Consider the following 20,310-nt stretch of genomic DNA (forward strand, 5'->3'; position numbering starts at 1 on the left):
CAGAATCTCCCTGAAGAGACCCTGTTTGAAATGAAGGTGGTAGCCAGCGTGCTGCCATTCCGGGTCAACGAGTACGTGATCAACGAACTGATCAACTGGGACAATGTACCCAACGATCCGATCTACCAACTTGTCTTCCCTCAAAAAGGGATGTTGAAGGACGAACATTTCGAGCGTATGGCAGCGCTGCATAAAGAAGGTGCCGACAAGAAGGAAATCCAGGCCGCCGCCAAGGAGATCCGGGACGAACTGAACCCGCACCCGGCCGGCCAGATGGAAATGAACATGCCGGAACTGGACGGTGAAGTGCTGGACGGCGTGCAGCACAAGTACCGTGAGACCGTGCTGTTCTTCCCGGCTCAGGGCCAGACCTGCCACTCCTACTGCACCTTCTGTTTCCGTTGGGCGCAGTTTGTCGGTGACAAGGACCTGAAGATGGCCAGCACCGAAGCCGAGAAGCTTCACGGCTATCTGAAAGAGCACACCGAAGTGACCGACCTGCTGGTCACCGGTGGCGACCCCATGGTGATGAAGACCAAGAACCTGGTCCAGTACCTGGAGCCGCTGCTGGAGCCTGAATTCGACCACATCCAGACCATCCGCATCGGCACCAAGGCCCTGACCTTCTGGCCGTACCGTTTCGTGACCGACAAGGATGCTGACGAGCTGATCGAACTGTTTGCCAAGCTGGTCGACGCCGGCAAGCACGTGGCCATCATGGCCCACTACAACCACTGGCAGGAAATCACCACCGAGATCGCAGAAGAGGCTATCCGCCGCATCCGCGCCACCGGTGCCGAAATCCGCGCCCAGGGCCCGCTGATCAAGCACGTGAACGACGATGCCGACGCCTGGGGCAAGCTGTGGAAGAAGGAAGTAAAGCTGGGCATCATCCCCTACTACATGTTTGTGGAGCGGGACACCGGCGCCAAGAACTACTTCGAGGTGCCCCTGGCCGAGGCCTACAACATCTACCGCGAAGCCATGAAGCAGGTCTCCGGCCTGGCCCGCACCGCCCGCGGCCCGAGCATGAGTGCCGGCCCCGGCAAGGTGGAGATCCAGGGCATCACCGAGATCAAAGGCGAGAAAGTCTTCGTCCTGCGCTTCCTCCAGGGCCGCAACCCGGACTGGGTACAGCGCCCGTTCTTCGCCAAGTACAGCGAGACGGCCACCTGGCTGCACGAGCTGGAACCGGCGTTCGGAGAGGAGAAGTTTTTCTTCGAGGACGAGTATGAGCAGATGAAAAAAGGCAACGGCTAAAACTCGTTGCCAGCCCCGAGATGGGGATAGCCCCACTCGGTGTCGGCGCCGAAGCCGGGGTCAAAGTCGGGGTCAGATGAAAGCCTTCATCTGACCCCTTTTTTATCTTTCCATCAGCCCCGCCTGTACTTCGGCACAAACCCCGCCGGCTTCTCCCTGATCCACTCCACAAACACCCTCAATTCCTCCAGCTCCATCAGCTTGTCCCGGGTGTTGTAATGCAGTCCCAGTTCGTACTCGGAGCACGCTCTGTGAATGGCGTTGTGGCAGGGCCGACACACCCACAGGGTTCGGGTTATCAGTTCTTCCCTGGTGAACAGTTTCTGGAAACGTTTTTTTCGATGCAGGTGTTTGGGGATGAGGTGGTGGCGGGTGAGTTTGGCGACGGGTCGTTGGCAGAGTTCGCAGTGGTCGGGTTGGGGTGGGAGTTTGAGCATGGCTTTAGGGTGGTTTGAAGGTGGGGTCAGATGAAGGTTTTCATCAGACCCCGAGGGGGTGGCCCTTGTGAAGATGGGGTCAGATGAAGGCTTTCATCTGACCCCGGAGTCTGGACTCACCCCTGGGTTTGGACTGCCCGCGAGGGCGATTCTTCGTCAGTGCATCAGGGTATAGAGCTTTCTACGATAGGTGCGTACGTCCGGATTGTTGTTGCCGAGTTTGTCGAACAGCTCAATCAGGGTAGTCCTGGCGATGCCGTCCTTGTAGGTGCTGTCGGCCTGCATGAGGCGGATCAGCAGGTCCATGGCTTCGGCGTTCTCGTCTTTGAGCACGTGCTGCAGGGCCAGCTGATGGAGGGCTTCGGCGTTTTTCGGGTCGGCTTCCAGTTTCTTCTGGAGCTCGGCAACCGGGGGTAGCTCGCCGGCCTGTTTCATGAACTTGATGCGGGCCGCCAGCTGTTTGGCCTGGTGCTGCATCTTTTCTTCCGGCGGAAGGCTATCCAGCACCTGTTCAGCGGTTTCCAGGTCACCGGTTTCCGCTTTCAGTTGCGCCAGGTCGATCAGGACCTTCATGTTTTCGGGGTCCTGACGATTCAGCTCGGTGAGGATCTCGAGGGCGCCGTCGACGTCACCGTTTTCCCACAGGCGGTGGGCGGCGTCATAGGGATCTTCCTTCGGCGCCTCCACGTGCTTGTCCAACACCTTGCGGATTTCGCTTTCGGGCTGGGCGCCGTTGAAGCCGTCCACCGCCTGGCCATCCTTCACCAGGATCACGGTTGGCAGGCTGCGCACGCCCAGGCTTGCGGTCAGCTGTTGCTGTTCGTCGGCGTTGACCTTGGCGAGCTTGAAACCGCCTTCGTATTCATTGGCCAGCTTCTCGAGAATCGGCATCAGCTGCTTGCACGGCGCGCACCATTCAGCCCAGACATCGATCAGGATGGGCGTACTGGCAGAGGCATCCATCACCTCCTGCTGAAAATTCTCCATGGTGGCGTCAAAAACGTAGGGCGAGTTGCTCATCTGGGCACCTGAACCGTTGAATGAATATGTGAATCTGCCTCGATCATGGGGTCAATGGCGGGAAAATCAAGCTTCCGCAGCCACGGACTCTCCTCCACTGTCGTAAAGCCAAATCCTTGAAATAACCGTAACTGCCGCTACATACGCAAGTAGACCTGATCGCGGGCCACTGTTCACCATCGCCCGTGCGAAGACAACCTTTGAGGGATGCAACGACGGCATGAATGACGACAACCGCAATGACAGCCTTGAGGAATTCGAAGAAGACGTGACCGAATACATCGGCAAGGACGAGCACAGCAAGAGCCTGGCCCTGCCCCAGCAGATCATGCCCCGGCGCATGTATGTGCTGCCGGTTTCCAATCGGCCGTTCTTCCCGGCCCAGGTTCAGCCGGTGGTGGTCAACCAGGATCCCTGGCACGAAACCCTCAAGCGCGTGGGTGAGACCGATCATCGCGTCCTCGGCATCTGCTATGTGGAGGGCCACGACGCCGAACAGGGCATCCCGGCCAGCGAGCAGCTGGAAACCATCGGTTGTGCCGTTCGCGTACACCATGCCCAGAAGGAAAGCGGCAAGGTCCAGTTTATTGCCCAGGGCCTGCAGCGGTTCCGCATTGTCCAGTGGTTGCGGCGCAAACCACCCTACCTGGTGGAGGTGGAATATCCGAACGAGCCGGAAGAAGACGCCGACGAGCTGAAGGCCTACACGCTGGCCATCATCAGCGCCATCAAGGAACTGCTGCGTACCAACCCGTTGTATGGCGAGGAAGTGAAGCAATACCTGTCCCGCTTCGGACCGGACGACAGCTCGCCCCTGGCGGATTTCGGGGCCTCCATGACCAGCGCCCCCGGCCCGGAACTCCAGGATGTTCTGGACACCGTGCCGCTGCTCCGGCGCATGGAAAAGGTCCTGCTGCTGATGCGCAAGGAGCAGGAGGTTGCCCGGCTGCAGTCGGAGATCAGCGAGGAGGTCAACGAGAAGGTCCAGAAACACCAGCGCGAGTTCTTTCTGCGGGAACAACTGAAGGTCATCCAGCGCGAACTGGGCATGGCCAAGGACGACAAGACCGCCGACGCGGAGCGCTTTCAAGAACGAATGGCCAGGCTGGATCCTCCCGAGCCGGTACAGGAACGCTTCCGGGATGAACTTCAGAAACTGCAGGTACTGGAACAGGGCTCGCCGGAATACGGTGTCACCCGCAACTATCTGGACTGGCTCACCCAGGTGCCCTGGGGCCAGTACTCCGAGGACCATTTCGACCTGGCCGAGGCCCGGCGCATTCTCGACCGTGACCATGATGGCCTGGATGACGTGAAAGACCGCATCATCGAATTCCTGGCCGAGGGCACCTTCAAGGGCGAGGTCAGCGGCTCGATCCTGCTGCTGGTCGGTCCGCCTGGCGTGGGCAAGACCTCCATCGGGCATTCCGTTGCCGATGCCCTGGGCCGCCAGTTCTACCGGTTCAGCGTGGGTGGCATGCGCGATGAAGCCGAGATCAAGGGCCACCGCCGCACCTACATCGGTGCCATGCCGGGGAAATTCGTGCAGGCCCTGAAGGATTCGAAAGTCGCCAACCCGGTAATCATGCTGGACGAGATCGACAAGATCGGCGCCTCCTACCAGGGGGACCCGGCCTCGGCGCTGCTGGAAACTCTGGATCCGGAGCAGAACCGGGAGTTCCTCGACCACTATCTGGATGTCCGCATGGACCTGTCCAAGGTGCTGTTCATCTGTACCGCCAACCAGCTGGACACCATTCCCCGGCCGCTGCTGGACCGGATGGATGTGATTCGTCTGTCCGGCTACATCACCGAGGAGAAGCTGGCGATCGCCAAGCACCATCTGATGCCGCGGCTTCTCAAGCGGGCCGGCTTGCTGAAAAAGCGGCTCAACATCACCGACGCCGCCCTCAGGCAGGTGATCGAGGGCTACGCTCGGGAAGCGGGCGTTCGGAACCTGGAGAAACTGCTGCACAAGATCATCCGCAAGGGCATCGTGAAGCTACTGGATAATCCGGATCAGCCGGTGAAGGTGGGTGTGGCGGACCTGGCCGAGTACCTGGGGCAGCCGGCCTTCCGCAAGGAAAAGTCGCTCAAGGGCACCGGCGTAGTCACCGGCCTGGCCTGGACCGCCATGGGCGGGGCGACTCTGAGCATCGAAGCCTCCCGCATCCACAGCAGCCAGCGGGGCTTCAAGCTGACCGGGCAACTGGGGGATGTCATGCGTGAGTCGGCGGAGATCGCCTACAGCTACGTGTCATCGAACCTGAAGCGGTACAAGGGGGACCCGACCTTCTTCGACAAATCCTTTGTGCACCTGCATGTGCCGGAGGGCGCCACGCCGAAGGACGGCCCCAGCGCCGGTGTCACCATGGCCACCGCACTGCTGTCCATAGCCCGGAAGGAGGCGCCCCAGCAAAACATCGCCATGACCGGCGAGCTGACCCTCACCGGCCAGGTACTGCCTGTTGGTGGCATCCGGGAGAAGGTGATCGCGGCGCGGAGGCAGAAGATCAGCAACCTGATACTCCCGGAGGCAAACCGGGGGGATTATGAGGAGCTGCCGGAGTATCTCAAGGAAGGGCTGACGGTGAATTTTGCGCGGCATTATAACGATGTGTTTCAGGTCTGTTTTGGGAACAAGCCTCGCAAGGGATCGAGCATGCACTGACATAACTGGTCCAACCAGTGAGCGACCACCTTGACGCTCACTGGACCGTTGTCTTTACTCAGCTTGATTTTGATCAAAAAGTAAACGGCCGGTGCGTTTCGATGTACCGGCGCCCTACTCGTTGATAAAGAGAGCGGTAAAACAATGAACAAAAAAGCCTCAATCCTGTGCGTGGCCGCAGGCCTCGCTTTCGTTCCCTTCGCTCACAGCCAGTCCGACAACACACTCAAAAAACTGGGCAATTTCCAGACCACTGGAGAGGCCGAGTTCACTGTTATCGACCAGAACAGCGACAGCGCCGACGCTATCCGCAAAACACTGGAGAAAATTCAGCTGCCAGAAGGCTTTGAAATAAGCCTGTATGCTCTGGTCCCGGACGCCCGCCACATGGCCGTTGGTCCCCAGGGCGTGGTCACTTTCGTGGGAACCCGGAAAACAGAAGTCTGGGCGGTAACCGACCGTGACAAGGATCGCGTAGCCGATGAAGTAAAGAACTTCGCCCCCTCACTGTCCAAGGCCGTGCCCAATGGCCCCTGCTTCTCGCCAGATGGCGTACTCTACATCGCCGAGCAGAATCGGGTGCTTGCCTACCCTGCCGCTGAATTCTTCTATGAAGGTGGCGACGTGGTGGCCTCCGAGGTGATTCCCCAGGGCGACCTGATCCCGGAGCAGTTCGTGAGCTACAACCACACCGCACGGGTCTGCGACGTGGGTCCGGACGGCAAGCTCTATATCTCGCTGGGCCAGCCCTATAACGTGGCACCGCGCGAGCATCTGGACACATTCAACGAAGTGGGTATCGGCGGCATGATCCGGGTAAATCAGGATGGTACCGAGCGCGAGGTTTACACCCGCGGCATCCGGAACTCGGTTGGTCATGATTTCCACCCGACCACCGGCGAACTCTGGTTCACGGACAACCAGGTGGACGGCATGGGGGACGACATCCCGCCCGGGGAAATCAACCGGCAAACCGCCATGGGTCAGCACTTTGGTCACCCCTGGTACGGGGGTGGAGATGTCCGCACCAACGAGTACAAAGGTGAGGAAGTGCCGGTCGAGGTAGTCTTCCCGGTTTCCGAGACCGTGGCCCATGCAGCAGACCTGGGCATGATGTTCTACACCGGCAGGATGTTCCCGAAAAAGTACCAGGGCGGAATTTTCTCCGCTCAGCACGGCTCCTGGAACCGGACAGTACCGATCGGGGCCCGGGTGATGTTCACGCCGGTGGACGCGGAGGGCAATATTGCCGGTGAGACCGTGCCTTTCGCGGAAGGATGGCTGGATGAGAACGGTGAATACCTGGGCCGCCCGGTGGATGTGGCGCAACTGAAAGACGGTTCGCTGCTGGTCTCTGATGACCTTGCCGGAGCTGTTTACCGGATTGCCTATACCGGATCAGGTTCCTGAGCCTTACCCCATCCGTTGAAGTGCCGGGGAGGTGCCGACTCCCCGGCTGACTGGAGAGCCTGTATGCAGAGAACGACGAAGTCCGCGCTATCCGGCGCGGTACTCCTGATGTCCCTCCTGACGCTATCTTCCGTGGCCCTTGCCGCCGACCCCGCCGAGGGACGGAAACTGGCGTCCCAATGCAAGACCTGTCATGGCCTGGATGGTATTGCCAAAATACCGATCGCACCAAACCTTGCCGGCGAAAGCCAGATCTACATTCAGAACCAGCTGAAGGCCTTCCGCAGCGGCAAGCGAGAACATGAAATGATGTCGGTGGTGGCCAAGAACCTGACCGATCAGGAAATAGCGGATCTTGCAGCTTGGTACCAATCCATCGAGATCAGCGCCAGGATGCCCGAATAGGTTCACTAAGATGGGGTCAGATGAAGGCTTTCATCTGACCCCGGGGGCTGCAGACCCCGCACACCTCCGAAATCCCGCCAACTCCGCGGTCCAAACCGGGGTCTGATGAAAGCCTTCATCTGACCCCATTTTCACGCCTCAGGCCTTCTCCTTCCAGCCGTCGTCCTTCAGCACCGAGCCCACAGTCAGCACCGGCGACGCATCGATCTCGTCGGCGTCCATCATGTTCGCCACACGCTGCAACGACGCCAGGATCATGGTCTGTTCCCATTCGTGCAGGCTCTGGAACTTCTGGATGAAGTCTTCCTGCAGGGGATTCGGGGCGCGGGAGAGGATGTCGGCGCCTTCTTCGGTCAGGTGGGCGTGGACCTTGCGCTTGTCCTTGGTGCTGCGGACGCGATAGACCAGCTTGCGGTGCTCCAGGCGGTCGAGGATGGTGGTCACGGTGGCCTGGCTCAGGCTGACCTTGTCGGCGATGGTGCCGATGGTCACTTCGCCCAGATCCCGGATGGTACGCATGATCAGCAGTTGCGGGCCGGTCAGCCCGGCATGCTTGCTCAGCCGCTTGGAATGAAGATCCGTTGCCCGGATGACGCGGCGAAGCGCTACCAGCACCTGTTCGTAATTGTCCACAGAGTTGCTCCGACTACTCAACACTTGTTTATACCTCTAACTATTAGAGGTCTTTGTACCCTTAAATGCAAGTGGGCACTTCCACTTAACTTCGCCCCAATGCCCTTTAAACTGTCGGTACGGCATTTTTTCCGCCAGCCACTATGCTAAGGTCAGCTGTTTTCCAAAACCGCAAAACGGACGCAGTACCATGATCAACCAATCCATCTTCTCGCTCTTGCCATTGTTCAGGACATTGCGCACCGGCACGATGCTTTGCCTCTTTCTCCTGGCCGGGACTGCGGCCGCCCAGGGCACCGGAGAGCGGCCATCCATGGACGACGATGTCACCTCCGATGACGTGGCCGCCGCGCTGGCAGACCTGGAAGAACCCATGTACACGCCGTTCATCGAGCTCTACCTGCTGGAGGAAAGCAAGGCCCTGCGCAAGGAGATGATGGACACCCGCGCCGAGCTGATCGAGAAGGTAGTCGACAAGGAACTGTCCGTGGCCGACAAGACCATGTCCTACGCCACCGACACGGTCACCTACTTTTTCTATCTCATCGCCGGCGCCACCTCCATTCTGGTTGTGATCGGCTGGAACTCGATCCGGGACATGCGTAACCAGCTGGCCAGCGTCGCCGAAAAACGGGTTAACGAGCTGGTGGTGGAATACGAGAAGCGTCTCAAGGCCATCGAAGAGCAACTGCAGCAGAAGTCTGACATCATCCATCAGAACCAGGCCGAGATTGAACGCACCAACGAGGTGCACTCGCTCTGGCTCAAGGCAAGCCAGGAAACCTCCCAGCAGAACAAGATCGCCGCTTACGACCGCATTCTCGACCTCCGGCCGGACGATGTGGAAGCGCTCAGCTACAAGGCGGATGCCGTTCTGGAAATGCAGGAACCGCTCTGGGCCATCAGTCTTTGCCGCCGGGCCCTGAAACTGGACCCGGAGAACGGTCACGCCCATTACCAGCTCGCCTGCGCCTATGCGGAAATCGGCCGCTGGGAAGATGCCGTGAGCACTCTGGAGAAAGCCATCGATATATCGGAAGCCTATCGGGACGATGCTTCCGTGGATCCGAGTTTCGAGCAGTTGCGTGAACATGAAAGCTTCCGCACACTGGTGTTTCCGGATCAGGAGGACAACAGCACGGACGCGTGACACTTTTCTCAGCCAGGCACACGCTTTGCAAGCTGTCTGCCAGTTTGAAGCTTTCTGTCTTCAACACGGACATGTTTTGCAAAAGTTGTGTTCCTGAACAAACCCCGGCCCCGATTGCTTGACAACCCGTGGCTCGTGGTGTTTGTTTAACTCTCTGAGAACACAAGAATAACCCTGAACCAAACAGGACTGACCCAATGAGAACCTCAGTAAAGAAACTCGCAACCGCTGTAAGCACTTCCGTCGCCCTGATGGCCGCCGGCCAGGCAGCTGCAGAGATCCAGATCGGCATTGCCGGCCCGATGACCGGCCCCGTGGCCCAGTATGGTGACATGCAGTTCTCCGGTGCCCGCATGGCCATCGAGCAGATCAACGCCAACGGCGGCGTGATGGGCGAAGAGCTCGTTGCCGTCGAGTACGATGATGTCTGTGACCCGAAGCAGGCCGTAACCGTGGCCAACAGCCTGGTCAACGACGGTGTTCGCTTTGTGGTAGGCCACCTGTGCTCCAGTTCCACCCAGCCGGCTTCTGACATCTATGAGGATGAAGGCATCCTGATGGTCACTCCGGCTTCCACCAGCCCGGACATCACCGAGCGTGGCTACGAGCTGGTCTTCCGCACCATCGGTCTGGACAGCATGCAGGGCCCGGTAGCTGGTAACTACATTGCCAGTCAGAACCCCGAACGTGTCGCTATTGTTCACGACAAACAGCAATACGGTGAAGGCATCGCTACCGCCGTGCGCGATACCCTCAAGGACCAAGGCGTTGAAATCGCCATGTTCGAAGGTATCACCGCTGGCGACAAGGACTTCTCATCCTTGGTCACCAAGCTCAAGCAGGCGGATGTGGACTACGTCTACTACGGCGGTTACCACCCGGAACTGGGCCTGATCCTGCGCCAGGCGCGCCAGGCTGACCTGGACGCCAAGTTCATGGGCCCGGAAGGTGTCGGCAACAAGGACATTAACACCATCGCCGGCGAGGCTGCTGAAGGCCTGCTGGTAACCCTGCCGCCGGCATTCGACCAGAAAGCCGAGAACCAGGAACTGGTCAAAGCCTTCCAGGACAAGGGTGAAGACCCCTCCGGTCCGTTCGTGCTGACTTCCTACACTGCGGTCCAGCTGATTGCCGACGGCATCGAGCAGGCCGAATCCACCGATCCGTTCGAAGTTGCCGAAGCCCTGCGCAGTGGCACCTTCCAGACTCCAATCGGCACCGTTGAATACGACCAGGCCGGCGACATGAAGTCATTCGAGTTTGTGGTCTACGAATGGCATTCAGATGGCAGTAAAACTCCGGTAAACTGAGCCAAAATCGTTAACAAACGGTAATCATGAGAGCACCTTCTCACCGCGATCCGGGAGAAGGTGTTTTTCTAGGCTCCTGTTGATTCTCCCCTGCCCCCGGTGCGGATAACCCGGACCGGGGGTTCGGAAGCGGAGGGAGCGGGCCTTCGGAGTTCAAAAACAATGCAAGACCTCCTTTACTTCTCTCAGCAGCTCATCAACGGGCTGACGATCGGGAGCACCTATGCCCTGATCGCCATCGGTTATACGATGGTTTACGGCATCATCGGCATGATCAACTTTGCCCATGGTGAGATCTACATGATCGGCGCCTACACCGCGCTGATTGCCATTACCGGCCTGGCCTCCCTCGGCGTTGCCTGGCTACCGGTGATCCTGATCGTGGCGCTGATCTGCGCCATGCTGGTCTCCAGCTCCATGGGCTGGGCAGTGGAACGGGTCGCTTACCGGCCGGTTCGCGGGCGCCACCGGCTGATCCCGCTGATTTCCGCTATCGGTATGTCCATCTTCCTGCAGAATTACGTGCACCTGGCACAGGGTTCCCGCAACATCGGCTTCCCGGCCCTGATCGAAGGTGGCTTCAATTTTGGATCCGGCGATGGCTTCCAGATGTCTCTGTCCTACATGCAGATCACCATCTTCATCACCACGCTGATCTGTATGACAGCCCTGTCGCTGTTCATTGCCCGCTCCCGGACCGGTCGCGCATGCCGCGCCGTTTCCCAGGATCTGGGCATGGCCAACCTGCTGGGCATTGATACCAACCGGATCATCTCGGCAACGTTCGTGATCGGTGCTGCCCTGGCAGCCGTGGCGGGGCTCCTGCTCGGCATGTACTACGGTTCGGTCGATCCTCTGTTCGGTTTCATTGCCGGCCTGAAAGCCTTCACAGCAGCCGTCCTTGGTGGTATCGGAAGCATCCCGGGCGCCATGCTCGGCGGTCTGATACTCGGCGTGGCAGAAAGCATGACCTCCGGCTATCTCAGCGGCGAGTACAAGGATGTCATCTCGTTCAGCCTGCTCATTCTGATTCTGCTGTTCAAACCCACCGGCCTGCTTGGCAAACCGGAGGTTGAGAAGATCTGATGGCTGCTCAAAATTTTAGACATGCACTGTTCTGTGCAATTATCACTGTAATCATCGCCTATCCAATCCTGGGCCTGAACCTGGTTGCCGAGGGCACCTCCGTTGGCCTGGAAGGCGCGACCACCGCGACCGTCGTCAACGTATTCCTGGCTGCCGTGGCGGTTTTCCTGTTCCAGCTGTTCCGCGACAACATCATGGGTGTGTTCGGCAAGGTTCCGAACCTCAACCCGCTGGCCAAGCGCGGCCCGGTCTCCCAGGAAAGGCGCCTGCTCATGGAGCGGGTATTCTTTGTGGCGATCATCCTGCTCGCCCTGGTCTGGCCATTCATCGTGTCCCGCGGGGCAGTCGACCTGGCCACCCTGGTGCTGATCTACATCATGCTCGCCCTCGGGCTGAACGTGGTGGTGGGCCTCGCCGGCCTGCTCGACCTCGGCTACGTGGCGTTCTATGCGGTGGGTGCCTACACCTTCGCACTGCTGTCCCAGTACTTCGGGATCTCCTTCTGGCTGGCCTTGCCGATCGGCGCCCTGCTCGCCGCCCTGTTCGGATTTGTGCTGGGCTTTCCGGTACTCCGGTTGCGCGGTGACTATCTCGCCATCGTCACCCTGGGCTTCGGGGAGATTATCCGTATCCTGCTGAACAACTGGACTTCGCTCACCGGCGGGCCCAACGGCATCGGTGGCATTCCGGATCCGACCCTGTTCGGGATGGAGTTTGGCCGCCGGGTCAAGGAGGAAGGCAACGTCTCCTTCCACGAAACCTTCGGCATCGCCTATTCCGGTGAGCACAAGGTGATCTTCCTGTACCTGATCGCCCTGGTGCTGGCCATCTTCACCCTGCTTGTCATCCGCCGCTTCATGCGTATGCCCGTGGGTCGTGCCTGGGAAGCCCTGCGGGAAGATGAGATCGCAGCCCGCTCCCTGGGCATGAGCCGTACCGCGGTGAAGCTCTCAGCCTTCACCATTGGCGCGTTCTTTGCCGGCTTTGCCGGTACCGTGTTCGCCTCCAAGCAGGGCTTTATCAGCCCGGAATCCTTCGTATTCCTGGAGTCCGCCATCATCCTGGCCATCGTGGTCCTGGGTGGCATGGGCTCACAGGTCGGGGTGATCCTGGCTGCGATTGCCGTCACCATCCTGCCCGAGCTCGCCCGGGAGTTCTCTGAATACCGGATGCTCATCTTTGGTGCCGCCATGGTACTGATGATGGTCTGGCGTCCGCAGGGCCTTTTGCCCATGCGCCGCATTCAAATCGAACTCAAAGAGCAGGGGTGACAGACAATGCTTGAAGTACAGAATCTGTCCATGCGCTTCGGCGGCCTGCTGGCGGTGGACCAGGTATCCGTGGATGTCCGGGAACACGAGATCGTGTCAATTATCGGCCCCAACGGCGCCGGCAAGACCACTGTGTTCAACTGCATCAGTGGTTTCTACAAACCGACCGGCGGCAAAATCCTGTTCCAGGGGCAGGAAATTCAGGGCAAGCCCGACTACAAGATCTCCCGCCTGGGCATGGTGCGCACGTTCCAGCACGTGCGGCTGTTCAGCAAGATGACGGTGGTGGAGAACCTGCTGGTCGCCCAGCACAGGCACCTGAACACCAACCTGCTGGCCGGTCTGCTGAAAACCCCGGATTACCGGGAGCGGGAGAAGAAATCCCTGGAACGGGCAAGGTACTGGCTGGACCGGGTCGGCCTGCTCGAGATGGCCAACTGGGAAGCCGGCAACCTGGCCTATGGCCAGCAGCGGCGCCTGGAAATTGCCCGTTGCATGGTGACCGAGCCGCAGCTGCTGATGCTGGACGAGCCGGCAGCCGGCCTCAACCCGGCGGAAACGAAGGAACTGGATCAACTGATTGTCAGCCTGAAAGAGGACTACAACGTTTCCGTGTTGCTGATTGAGCACGACATGAGCCTGGTGATGGGTATTTCCGACCGAATCAACGTCATTAACCAGGGCCGTCCCCTGGCCAGTGGCACGCCGGAGGAAATCCGCCAGAACGACGACGTGATCAAAGCCTATCTGGGCGAGGCCTGAGGACCAACCATGCTAGTACTTGAGAATGTTCATACCCATTACGGGAAAATCGAGGCGCTGCACGGGGTATCGGTCGAGGTCAAGAAAGGCGAGATCGTCTCCCTGATCGGTGCCAATGGCGCCGGCAAGACCACCCTGCTGATGACCGTCTGTGGCAACCCCCAGGCCAGTTCGGGGCGAGTCATCCTGGAAGGCCGGGACATCACCCATGAACCTACCTCCCAGATTATGCGCTCCGGCATTGCCATCGTGCCCGAGGGCCGGCGGGTGTTCTCCGGGCTGACCGTGGAAGAGAACCTGCACATGGGCGGGTTCTTCAACACCAAAGCGGAGATCCGCAAGAGTCAGGACCATGTCTACGACCTGTTCCCCCGGCTCAAGGAGCGGGAGCACCAGCGCGCCGGCACCATGTCCGGTGGTGAGCAGCAGATGCTGGCCATCGGCCGGGCCCTGATGAGCAAACCCCGGATGATCATCCTGGACGAGCCATCGCTCGGGCTTGCGCCGATCGTGATCCAGCAGATCTTCGAGATCATTGGCCAGTTGCGGGAAGAGGGCATCACGGTGTTCCTGGTGGAGCAGAACGCCCATCAGGCCCTGAACCTGGCGGACCGTGGTTACGTGCTGGAAACCGGACGGATCCGCCTGCACGATACCGGCAAGAATCTGCTGGCCAACCCGGACGTGCGCAACGCATATCTCGGGGGCTGACAGCCGCCCCGAAGGATCGGCAAAAAGCCGGGACGTGGCAACACGCCCCGGCTTTTTGCGAATGTGGCCTGAAAGAATACATATTGCAGCGCAATCAGCGTGAAAAATCCGACATAAATCAATTAGTCACGAATCCTTTCACTTGCAAATCCGGAACTTGGACTATACTCAAGCCAACGGTCTACCTGTCTCCACAGGACCTGTCAGGGCCGTTCTTTCCCGGCTGTCTCCATAGGGGCCGGCCGGGAGATCAATGCGACGACCGCAAAAAACAACAGAAAGGAGTGGATAATGAAAAAACTGATCGCAGGTGCAATTCTTCTGGGTGCTTCCTCCATGGCTTTCGCCCAGCCGGGCTGCGGCGTGGGTGCCATGATCTGGAAAGGACAGTCCGGTATTGCTCCCCACGTTCTGGCCGCCACCACCAACGGTACCTTCGGTAACCAGACCTTCGGTATGACCACCGGCACCCTGGGCTGTCAGACCAACCAGTCTGTTCAATCCATGGCCATGTACATGGACAGCAACATCGACAAGGTTGCCCGGGACATGTCCCGCGGCTCCGGTGAAAACCTCGATACCCTGGCGGTTCTGCTGGGCGTAGAAGAAGCCGACCGCGACGCGTTCCGCAAGGTACTCCAGGATAACTTCGCTACCATCTTCCCGAACGCCGACACCACGTCCGGTGAAGCCGTGGATGCCATCGTGGCCCTGCTGGAGCAGGACCAGGCTCTGAGCAAGTACGTAGCGGCATAACAACCGCTACCGCAAGGAAGGACATGGCGCCAGGGACGGCGCCTGACCGATTTCCCCAACGACCCGGATCAATCTTCTCCATGGGCCAGACCGTGCGTTTCGGGCAAGTGATTCTCTGCCTTGCCGTCAGCTTCAACCTTCACGCCAGCGAACAAACGATTCCAGAAAACCTGCACCAGGACCCGGCCTGGCTGACACTGGGCCACTACCACAGCGACACCTTCGGAGACGGCTACACCAGCCAGGCCGATGACCAGGCTTTCTTCCTGAGCGAGTACGGCAAGCACTCGCCCCGGGCCGAGCTTGAAGCCACACTGGCGGCGATTCAGGAACCCGGCGGTGGCAACGATCATGCCCGCTGCCGTTTCCCGGCCCGGGATGCCTGGCTCCGGGAGCGACTGGACCTGCCGGACTCCGATATATCCTGCCCGGAGTATCAGGACTGGAAAGACACCCTGAACACTGAAACCGTCACCCTGGTGTTTGCGGCCTCTTACCTGAACAGTCCGTCATCCATGTTCGGGCACACCTTCCTGCGGCTGGACCCGCCCCGGGAAGACGAGGAAACCAACCTGCTGCTGGCCAACACCATTTCCTATGCCGCCGATGCCGCCGCCCACGACAGTGAGATCCTGTTCGCCTACAAAGGCATCTTCGGCGGCTATCCGGGCATCACCACGGTGCAACCCTACTACGAGAAGATTCGCCTGTACTCGGACATCGAGCACCGGGACCTGTGGGAGTACACTCTGAACCTGGATCAGAGCGAGGTCGACCTGCTGCTGGCCCACGCCTGGGAAATCCGGGACAAGAACTTCGACTACTACTTCTTTGACGAGAACTGTGCCTACCGGCTGCTGGCGCTGATTGATGTGGCGCGTCCGGGAACCGACCTGCTGGGGGAAGTGAGCACTCACGCCATCCCCTCCGATACCGTCCGCTGGGTCGTGGACAAGAGCCTCGTTAAAGAGGTCTATTACCGGCCCTCGGCGGCCACCTCGGTGGCTTACCAGATCTCGGAGCTGCCGGACGAGCATCAGACCCTGTCGGCAGCCATTGCCAACGGCTATGTGGAAACCGATGCTCGCGAACTGCAACAACTGAGTGACCGGGAACGGGCCAAAGTGCTGGATGCCACCTACGACTATGTACGCTACCAGAGCGAGGCCGAAGGCTGGCCCAGGGGCCATGCGGCGCCGCTGTCCCACGAGCTGCTGGTTTCCCGCAGCCGGATAGACGGCGTGGAAACCAGCTCCCGACCACCGGAACCCGAGGTTCGCGATGACCAGGGCCATGACACTTTCCGGGTGAGCCTCGGCGCCGGTCAGCAGGATCATTCGGAATTCACCCAGCTCACCTTCCGCCCGGCCTACCACGACGTGCTGGACCCGCCTGCGGGTTACCGTCCCGGAGCGCAGCTACAGTTCCTGCGACTGGACGCCCGGTACTACACAGACAACGACGAGTTGCAGGTGGAGCAATTGGTGGGCGTGGAAATCCGCTCCCTGAGCCCGAGGGACCAGTTCTTCACGCCCTTGTCCTGGCAGGTCGGTTTTGGTGGAAGACGGACGGACACCGGAAATGACCGGGTACTTGCGCCCTACCTTGAAGGCGGCGCCGGGGGCAGCTGGGCTCTGGCGGATTCCACCCAGGCGTTTGCCATCGCCACGGCAGACCTGGAAATCGACGACGACCTGCGCCGGGGCTACGACGCCGCACCGGGCGCGGACCTCGGCGTAATACACCAGAACAACCGGTTCAGCCTGATGGCCGGTGCCCGGACCAAAGCCTGGATTGTCAGCAGTCAACACCGCCAGGATCAGGCGTATATCAAGGGCAACTGGCATATCGGTCGGGAATTCAGCCTGTTTGCCGAGTTCACCCGTGAAGACCATTACGACAGGTACCAGAGCACATGGCACGCCGGACTGCACGCCTACTTCTGAGTCTCAGGAAGACGCTGTTCACCGCTTTGATCGCCACTTTGACGGTCATTCAGAGTGGCTGTAGCAGCGTTTTCTTCTATCCCGATGACATCACCTATGTCACCCCGGATCGGCTCAACCTCGATTACGAGGACGTCTATCTGGATACCGCGGACAGCGAGAGACTTCACGGCTGGTGGCTGCCGGCCCAGACGGACGGTGATGAGCCCCGAGGTACGGTGTATTTCCTCCACGGCAATGCCCAGAACATCAGCAGTCATATCCTGAATGTCGCCTGGCTGCCTGAGGAAGGCTATAACGTGTTTACCATCGACTACCGGGGCTTCGGCCGGTCCACCGGAGATGCGGACATAGAGGGCGCCCTGCACGACGTGGAGACCGGGTTTCGCTGGCTGGCCAATCGTGGTGACGTGGCCGACAAGCCCATTTTTATGCTCGGCCAGAGCCTTGGCGGTGCGCTCGGGATTGCCCTGGCGAGCGAATGGGTGCAACTGGAGGAGCGCCCGGCACTGGATGGCGTCATCCTCGACGGCACCTTTTCCGGCTTCCGGCGCATTGCCCGGGAAAAGCTTGACGCCTTCTGGCTGACCTGGCCCTTCCAGGTGCCGCTGAGCTGGACCATTCCCGAGGAATACGAGGGTGTGGAAAGGATCGACGACATTGCGCCGGTGCCGGTGATGGTGATTCACAGCGTCCGGGACGGGATCATTCCATTTCACCATGGGGTGGCGTTGTATGAGGCAGCCGGGGAGCCGAAGCGGTTTTTGCAGACCGATACCGGGCATGGGTCGACGTTTGTGATTCCGGCTTATCGGGAGGCGGTGATGGAGTTTTTGGGAGAGGGTGAAAGTGGGGTCAGATGAAAGTTTTCATCAGACCCCAGGAGGAGCTGGTTTGAATATGGGGTCAGATGAAAGCCTTCATCTGACCCCGTTTTAGAGGCCCAGCTCCGGAATTTCAGGCACAAAAAAGGGGTCAGAAGAAAGTGTTCTTCTGACCCCTGTCTTTACCGCTGGCTATCAGTCAGTGAAGTCGGTCGGCTGTTCGCCTTCCTTCACTTCCTTCATGGACAGCTTCACGCGGCCGCGGTTGTCCACATCCAGTACCTTGACCAGGACTTCCTGACCTTCGCTGAGCTCGTCGGTGACGTTCTCGATGCGGCGGTCGGAGATCTGGGAGATGTGCACCAGACCATCCTTGCCGGGCAGGATGTTGACGAAGGCACCGAAGTCCACGATGCGCTCAACACGGCCCTTGTAGATGGCACCGACTTCGATCTCGGCGGTGATTTCCTTGACGCGATTGACCGCAGCCTGGGCGGCCGCGGCGTTATCAGCGTAGATCTTCACGTTGCCGTCGTCGTCCAGGTCGATGGAGGCGCCGGTCTCGTCACAGATACCACGGATCACGGAGCCACCCTTACCGATCACGTCACGGATCTTGTCCGGATGGATCTTGATGGTGGTGATGCTCGGTGCGCGATCGGACAGCTCGGAACGCGGCTCGGCGATGACCTTGTTCATCTCTCCCAGGATGTGCAGACGTGCTTCGTGGGCCTGCTCCAGGGCGATTTCCATGATCTCGTCGGTGATGCCGTTGATCTTGATGTCCATCTGCAGCGCGGTGATACCGTCTTTGGTACCGGCAACCTTGAAGTCCATGTCGCCAAGGTGATCCTCGTCACCCAGGATGTCGGTCAGAACGGCAAACTTGTCGCCTTCCTTGACCAGACCCATGGCGATACCGGCTACGGCCGCCTTGATGGGCACACCGGCGTCCATCAGCGCCAGACTGGAACCACAGACAGAAGCCATGGAGCTGGAACCGTTGGATTCGGTGATTTCGGAAACCGCACGGATCGCGTACGGGAATTCTTCCAGGGTCGGCATAACCGCCAGAACGCCGCGCTTGGCCAGGCGACCGTGACCGACTTCGCGGCGGCCAGGAGTGCCCACACGACCAGCTTCACCGACAGAGTACGGAGGGAAGTTGTAGTGGAACAGGAACGGATCCTTGCGCTCGCCTTCCAGGGCGTCAATGATCTGCACGTCCCGGGAAGTACCGAGGGTGGCAGTCACGATGGCCTGGGTCTCGCCACGGGTAAACAGGGCGGAACCGTGAACGCTGGGCAGGACGCCCACTTCGATTTCGATCGGGCGAACGGTCTTGTTGTCACGACCATCGATACGCGGCTTACCATCGATAACCTGCTGGCGAACCACGTTCTTCTCGATCTTGCCGAAGTACTTCTTGACCTCTTCCTCGGACGGCTGACCTTCCTCTTCGCCAGCGAACTTCTCTACCGCAGCGGATTTGATCTCGCCCAGACGCTCGTAACGGGCCATCTTGTCACGAATACCGTACGCTTCTTCGATAGCGCCACTGAATTCGCCCTTGATGGCTTCGAGCAGCTCGGAGTTTTCCTGCTCCGGCTTCCACTCCCAGCGCGGCTTGCCAACTTCTGCGGCAAATTCCTTGATAGCGGAAATAGCAGTCTGCATCTGCTGGTGCGCAAAAAGAACACCACCGAGCATCTGATCTTCGCTCAGACCACCGGCTTCGGATTCAACCATCAGTACGGCGTCTTCGGTACCCGCCACGACCATGTTCAGCATGGAGCTTTCCAGCTGCTCGAAAGACGGGTTCAGGAAGTAGCCGTTATCGTCGGTGAAGCCAACACGGGCGGCGCCGATCGGACCGTCAAACGGAATACCGGAAACTGCCAGCGCCGCAGAGGCAGCCAGCATGGCGGCGATGTCCGGATCGTGTTCCTTGCTGGCAGACATGACGGTACAGATCACCTGTACTTCGTTCATGAAGCCATTCGGGAACAGCGGGCGGATCGGACGGTCGATCAGGCGGGAGGTCAGGGTTTCCTTTTCGGAAGGACGACCTTCACGCTTGAAGAAACCACCCGGGATCTTGCCCACGGCGTAGGTCTTCTCGAAATAGTTGACGGTCAGCGGGAAAAACGGCTGACCCGGCTTCGCTTCCTTGGCACCGACAACGGTACCCAGAACAGCGGTATCACCGGTAGAGACCAGGACCGAACCGGTAGCCTGACGGGCAATACGGCCGGTTTCCAGGGTGAAGGTTTCCCCACCCATTTCGAATGTTTTCTTGGTTGGTTGCAAATGCACAACAAACTCCTGCTTTTTCAGTCATGGATCCGGGGTTTGCCGTGAAGGTGGGGTCAGATGAAGGCTTTCATCAGACCCCGTTTTCAGGCCGAACCCGGAGTGTTGAACCTGGGGTCAGATGAACGCTTTCATCTGACCCCTTTTTTGTCTGACTGCAGGTGCTTGCGTGATACTCGGAAGGGACAACCCGTCTGAAAGCTAACAGGCTGTTGCAAAACCCCGGTCAAGAGGATGGCTTATCGACGCCATCCGGCCCGGGCTTTTCAACAACCTGCTATCAATTTCGGCTTTCGGTTACGACAGGGAATCCTTCGGTATCACTGACAAATCAACTGCAGCTCT

Annotated in this window: 17 protein-coding genes; 13 read left to right on the forward strand and 4 right to left on the reverse strand. The window is 59.5% G+C overall.

Annotation, left to right across the window (positions count from 1 at the left end):
• Positions 1–1,260, forward strand: a 1,260-nt coding sequence (locus ACESMW_RS13185; protein WP_372987482.1) for a KamA family radical SAM protein, incomplete at its 5' end; no start/stop codon positions are given.
• Positions 1,261–1,373: 113 nt separating this feature from the next.
• Here ACESMW_RS13185 and ACESMW_RS13190 read toward each other — a convergent pair.
• Together ACESMW_RS13190 and trxA are read right to left on the reverse strand one after the other, a co-directional pair.
• The gene (locus tag ACESMW_RS13190) at positions 1,374–1,697 is read right to left on the reverse strand and encodes a hypothetical protein (RefSeq protein ID WP_372987483.1); all 324 of its coding nucleotides are present in this window, start codon (positions 1,695–1,697) and stop codon (positions 1,374–1,376) included.
• A gap of 156 nt (positions 1,698–1,853) precedes the next feature.
• A complete protein-coding gene (gene trxA / locus ACESMW_RS13195; protein ID WP_372987484.1) occupies positions 1,854–2,717 on the reverse strand; it encodes a thioredoxin in 864 nt (287 codons plus the stop codon).
• Between the two features lie 220 nt (positions 2,718–2,937).
• Between trxA and lon the strand changes: the two genes are divergently transcribed.
• The 3 genes from lon (at position 2,938) to ACESMW_RS13210 (ending at position 7,203) form a co-directional block, all read left to right on the forward strand.
• Positions 2,938–5,388 carry an endopeptidase La gene (gene lon / locus ACESMW_RS13200; RefSeq protein WP_372987485.1) on the forward strand — a complete coding sequence of 817 codons (2,451 nt, stop codon included), beginning with the start codon at positions 2,938–2,940 and terminating at the stop codon, positions 5,386–5,388.
• Between the two features lie 144 nt (positions 5,389–5,532).
• The gene (locus tag ACESMW_RS13205; protein WP_372987486.1) at positions 5,533–6,798 is read left to right on the forward strand and encodes a PQQ-dependent sugar dehydrogenase; all 1,266 of its coding nucleotides are present in this window, start codon (positions 5,533–5,535) and stop codon (positions 6,796–6,798) included.
• Between the two features lie 63 nt (positions 6,799–6,861).
• Positions 6,862–7,203 (forward strand): c-type cytochrome, encoded by a 342-nt coding sequence (locus tag ACESMW_RS13210; RefSeq protein WP_372987487.1) that lies wholly within the window; start codon positions 6,862–6,864, stop codon positions 7,201–7,203.
• 138 nt (positions 7,204–7,341) lie between these two features.
• Here ACESMW_RS13210 and ACESMW_RS13215 read toward each other — a convergent pair whose 3' ends face one another.
• Positions 7,342–7,836, reverse strand: a complete 495-nt coding sequence (locus tag ACESMW_RS13215) for a MarR family winged helix-turn-helix transcriptional regulator (RefSeq protein ID WP_092006365.1) — start codon at positions 7,834–7,836, stop codon at positions 7,342–7,344.
• Positions 7,837–8,149: 313 nt separating this feature from the next.
• Here ACESMW_RS13215 and ACESMW_RS13220 point away from each other — a divergent pair, with 313 nt between their 5' ends.
• From ACESMW_RS13220 to ACESMW_RS13260, 9 genes are all read left to right on the forward strand, one after another.
• A complete protein-coding gene (locus ACESMW_RS13220; protein WP_372987503.1) occupies positions 8,150–8,986 on the forward strand; it encodes a tetratricopeptide repeat protein in 837 nt (278 codons plus the stop codon).
• A 197-nt stretch (positions 8,987–9,183) separates the two neighbouring features.
• Positions 9,184–10,296, forward strand: a complete 1,113-nt coding sequence (locus ACESMW_RS13225; RefSeq protein ID WP_372987488.1) for a branched-chain amino acid ABC transporter substrate-binding protein — start codon at positions 9,184–9,186, stop codon at positions 10,294–10,296.
• A 162-nt stretch (positions 10,297–10,458) separates the two neighbouring features.
• On the forward strand, positions 10,459–11,382 hold the full coding sequence (livH, locus tag ACESMW_RS13230) for a high-affinity branched-chain amino acid ABC transporter permease LivH (RefSeq protein WP_092006356.1): 924 nt from the start codon (positions 10,459–10,461) through the stop codon (positions 11,380–11,382).
• On the forward strand, positions 11,382–12,653 hold the full coding sequence (locus ACESMW_RS13235) for a high-affinity branched-chain amino acid ABC transporter permease LivM (protein WP_372987489.1): 1,272 nt from the start codon (positions 11,382–11,384) through the stop codon (positions 12,651–12,653). The genes livH and ACESMW_RS13235 overlap by 1 nt, the downstream gene beginning before the upstream one ends.
• A 6-nt stretch (positions 12,654–12,659) precedes the next feature.
• Positions 12,660–13,415: a high-affinity branched-chain amino acid ABC transporter ATP-binding protein LivG gene (gene livG, locus ACESMW_RS13240; protein WP_092006350.1), complete on the forward strand. Its 756-nt coding sequence runs from the start codon at positions 12,660–12,662 to the stop codon at positions 13,413–13,415.
• 9 nt (positions 13,416–13,424) lie between these two features.
• The gene (locus tag ACESMW_RS13245; protein WP_372987490.1) at positions 13,425–14,126 is read left to right on the forward strand and encodes an ABC transporter ATP-binding protein; all 702 of its coding nucleotides are present in this window, start codon (positions 13,425–13,427) and stop codon (positions 14,124–14,126) included.
• Between the two features lie 291 nt (positions 14,127–14,417).
• Complete coding sequence (locus tag ACESMW_RS13250) at positions 14,418–14,882, forward strand: DUF3015 domain-containing protein (protein ID WP_372987491.1); 465 nt, start codon at positions 14,418–14,420, stop codon at positions 14,880–14,882.
• 80 nt (positions 14,883–14,962) lie between these two features.
• Complete coding sequence (locus ACESMW_RS13255) at positions 14,963–16,828, forward strand: DUF4105 domain-containing protein (RefSeq protein WP_372987492.1); 1,866 nt, start codon at positions 14,963–14,965, stop codon at positions 16,826–16,828.
• Positions 16,798–17,691 carry an alpha/beta hydrolase gene (locus ACESMW_RS13260; RefSeq protein ID WP_372987493.1) on the forward strand — a complete coding sequence of 298 codons (894 nt, stop codon included), beginning with the start codon at positions 16,798–16,800 and terminating at the stop codon, positions 17,689–17,691. The genes ACESMW_RS13255 and ACESMW_RS13260 overlap by 31 nt, the downstream gene beginning before the upstream one ends.
• A gap of 156 nt (positions 17,692–17,847) precedes the next feature.
• Here ACESMW_RS13260 and pnp read toward each other — a convergent pair whose 3' ends face one another.
• The gene (pnp, locus tag ACESMW_RS13265; protein ID WP_372987504.1) at positions 17,848–19,962 is read right to left on the reverse strand and encodes a polyribonucleotide nucleotidyltransferase; all 2,115 of its coding nucleotides are present in this window, start codon (positions 19,960–19,962) and stop codon (positions 17,848–17,850) included.
• Positions 19,963–20,310 lie beyond the last annotated feature (348 nt).

Origin of the sequence: Marinobacter sp., from assembly GCF_041690455.1 — a bacterium.
Classification (GTDB): Bacteria; Pseudomonadota; Gammaproteobacteria; order Pseudomonadales; family Oleiphilaceae; genus Marinobacter.

Coding starts and splice junctions, on each gene's coding strand:
- ACESMW_RS13190 (WP_372987483.1), bottom strand. CDS start 1,697: ATGCTCAAACTCCCACCCCAACCCGACCACTGCGAACTCTGCCAACGA.
- trxA (WP_372987484.1), bottom strand. CDS start 2,717: ATGAGCAACTCGCCCTACGTTTTTGACGCCACCATGGAGAATTTTCAG.
- lon (WP_372987485.1), top strand. CDS start 2,938: ATGAATGACGACAACCGCAATGACAGCCTTGAGGAATTCGAAGAAGAC.
- ACESMW_RS13205 (WP_372987486.1), top strand. CDS start 5,533: ATGAACAAAAAAGCCTCAATCCTGTGCGTGGCCGCAGGCCTCGCTTTC.
- ACESMW_RS13210 (WP_372987487.1), top strand. CDS start 6,862: ATGCAGAGAACGACGAAGTCCGCGCTATCCGGCGCGGTACTCCTGATG.
- ACESMW_RS13220 (WP_372987503.1), top strand. CDS start 8,150: ATGGACGACGATGTCACCTCCGATGACGTGGCCGCCGCGCTGGCAGAC.
- ACESMW_RS13225 (WP_372987488.1), top strand. CDS start 9,184: ATGAGAACCTCAGTAAAGAAACTCGCAACCGCTGTAAGCACTTCCGTC.
- livH (WP_092006356.1), top strand. CDS start 10,459: ATGCAAGACCTCCTTTACTTCTCTCAGCAGCTCATCAACGGGCTGACG.
- ACESMW_RS13235 (WP_372987489.1), top strand. CDS start 11,382: ATGGCTGCTCAAAATTTTAGACATGCACTGTTCTGTGCAATTATCACT.
- livG (WP_092006350.1), top strand. CDS start 12,660: ATGCTTGAAGTACAGAATCTGTCCATGCGCTTCGGCGGCCTGCTGGCG.
- ACESMW_RS13245 (WP_372987490.1), top strand. CDS start 13,425: ATGCTAGTACTTGAGAATGTTCATACCCATTACGGGAAAATCGAGGCG.
- ACESMW_RS13250 (WP_372987491.1), top strand. CDS start 14,418: ATGAAAAAACTGATCGCAGGTGCAATTCTTCTGGGTGCTTCCTCCATG.
- ACESMW_RS13255 (WP_372987492.1), top strand. CDS start 14,963: ATGGGCCAGACCGTGCGTTTCGGGCAAGTGATTCTCTGCCTTGCCGTC.
- ACESMW_RS13260 (WP_372987493.1), top strand. CDS start 16,798: ATGGCACGCCGGACTGCACGCCTACTTCTGAGTCTCAGGAAGACGCTG.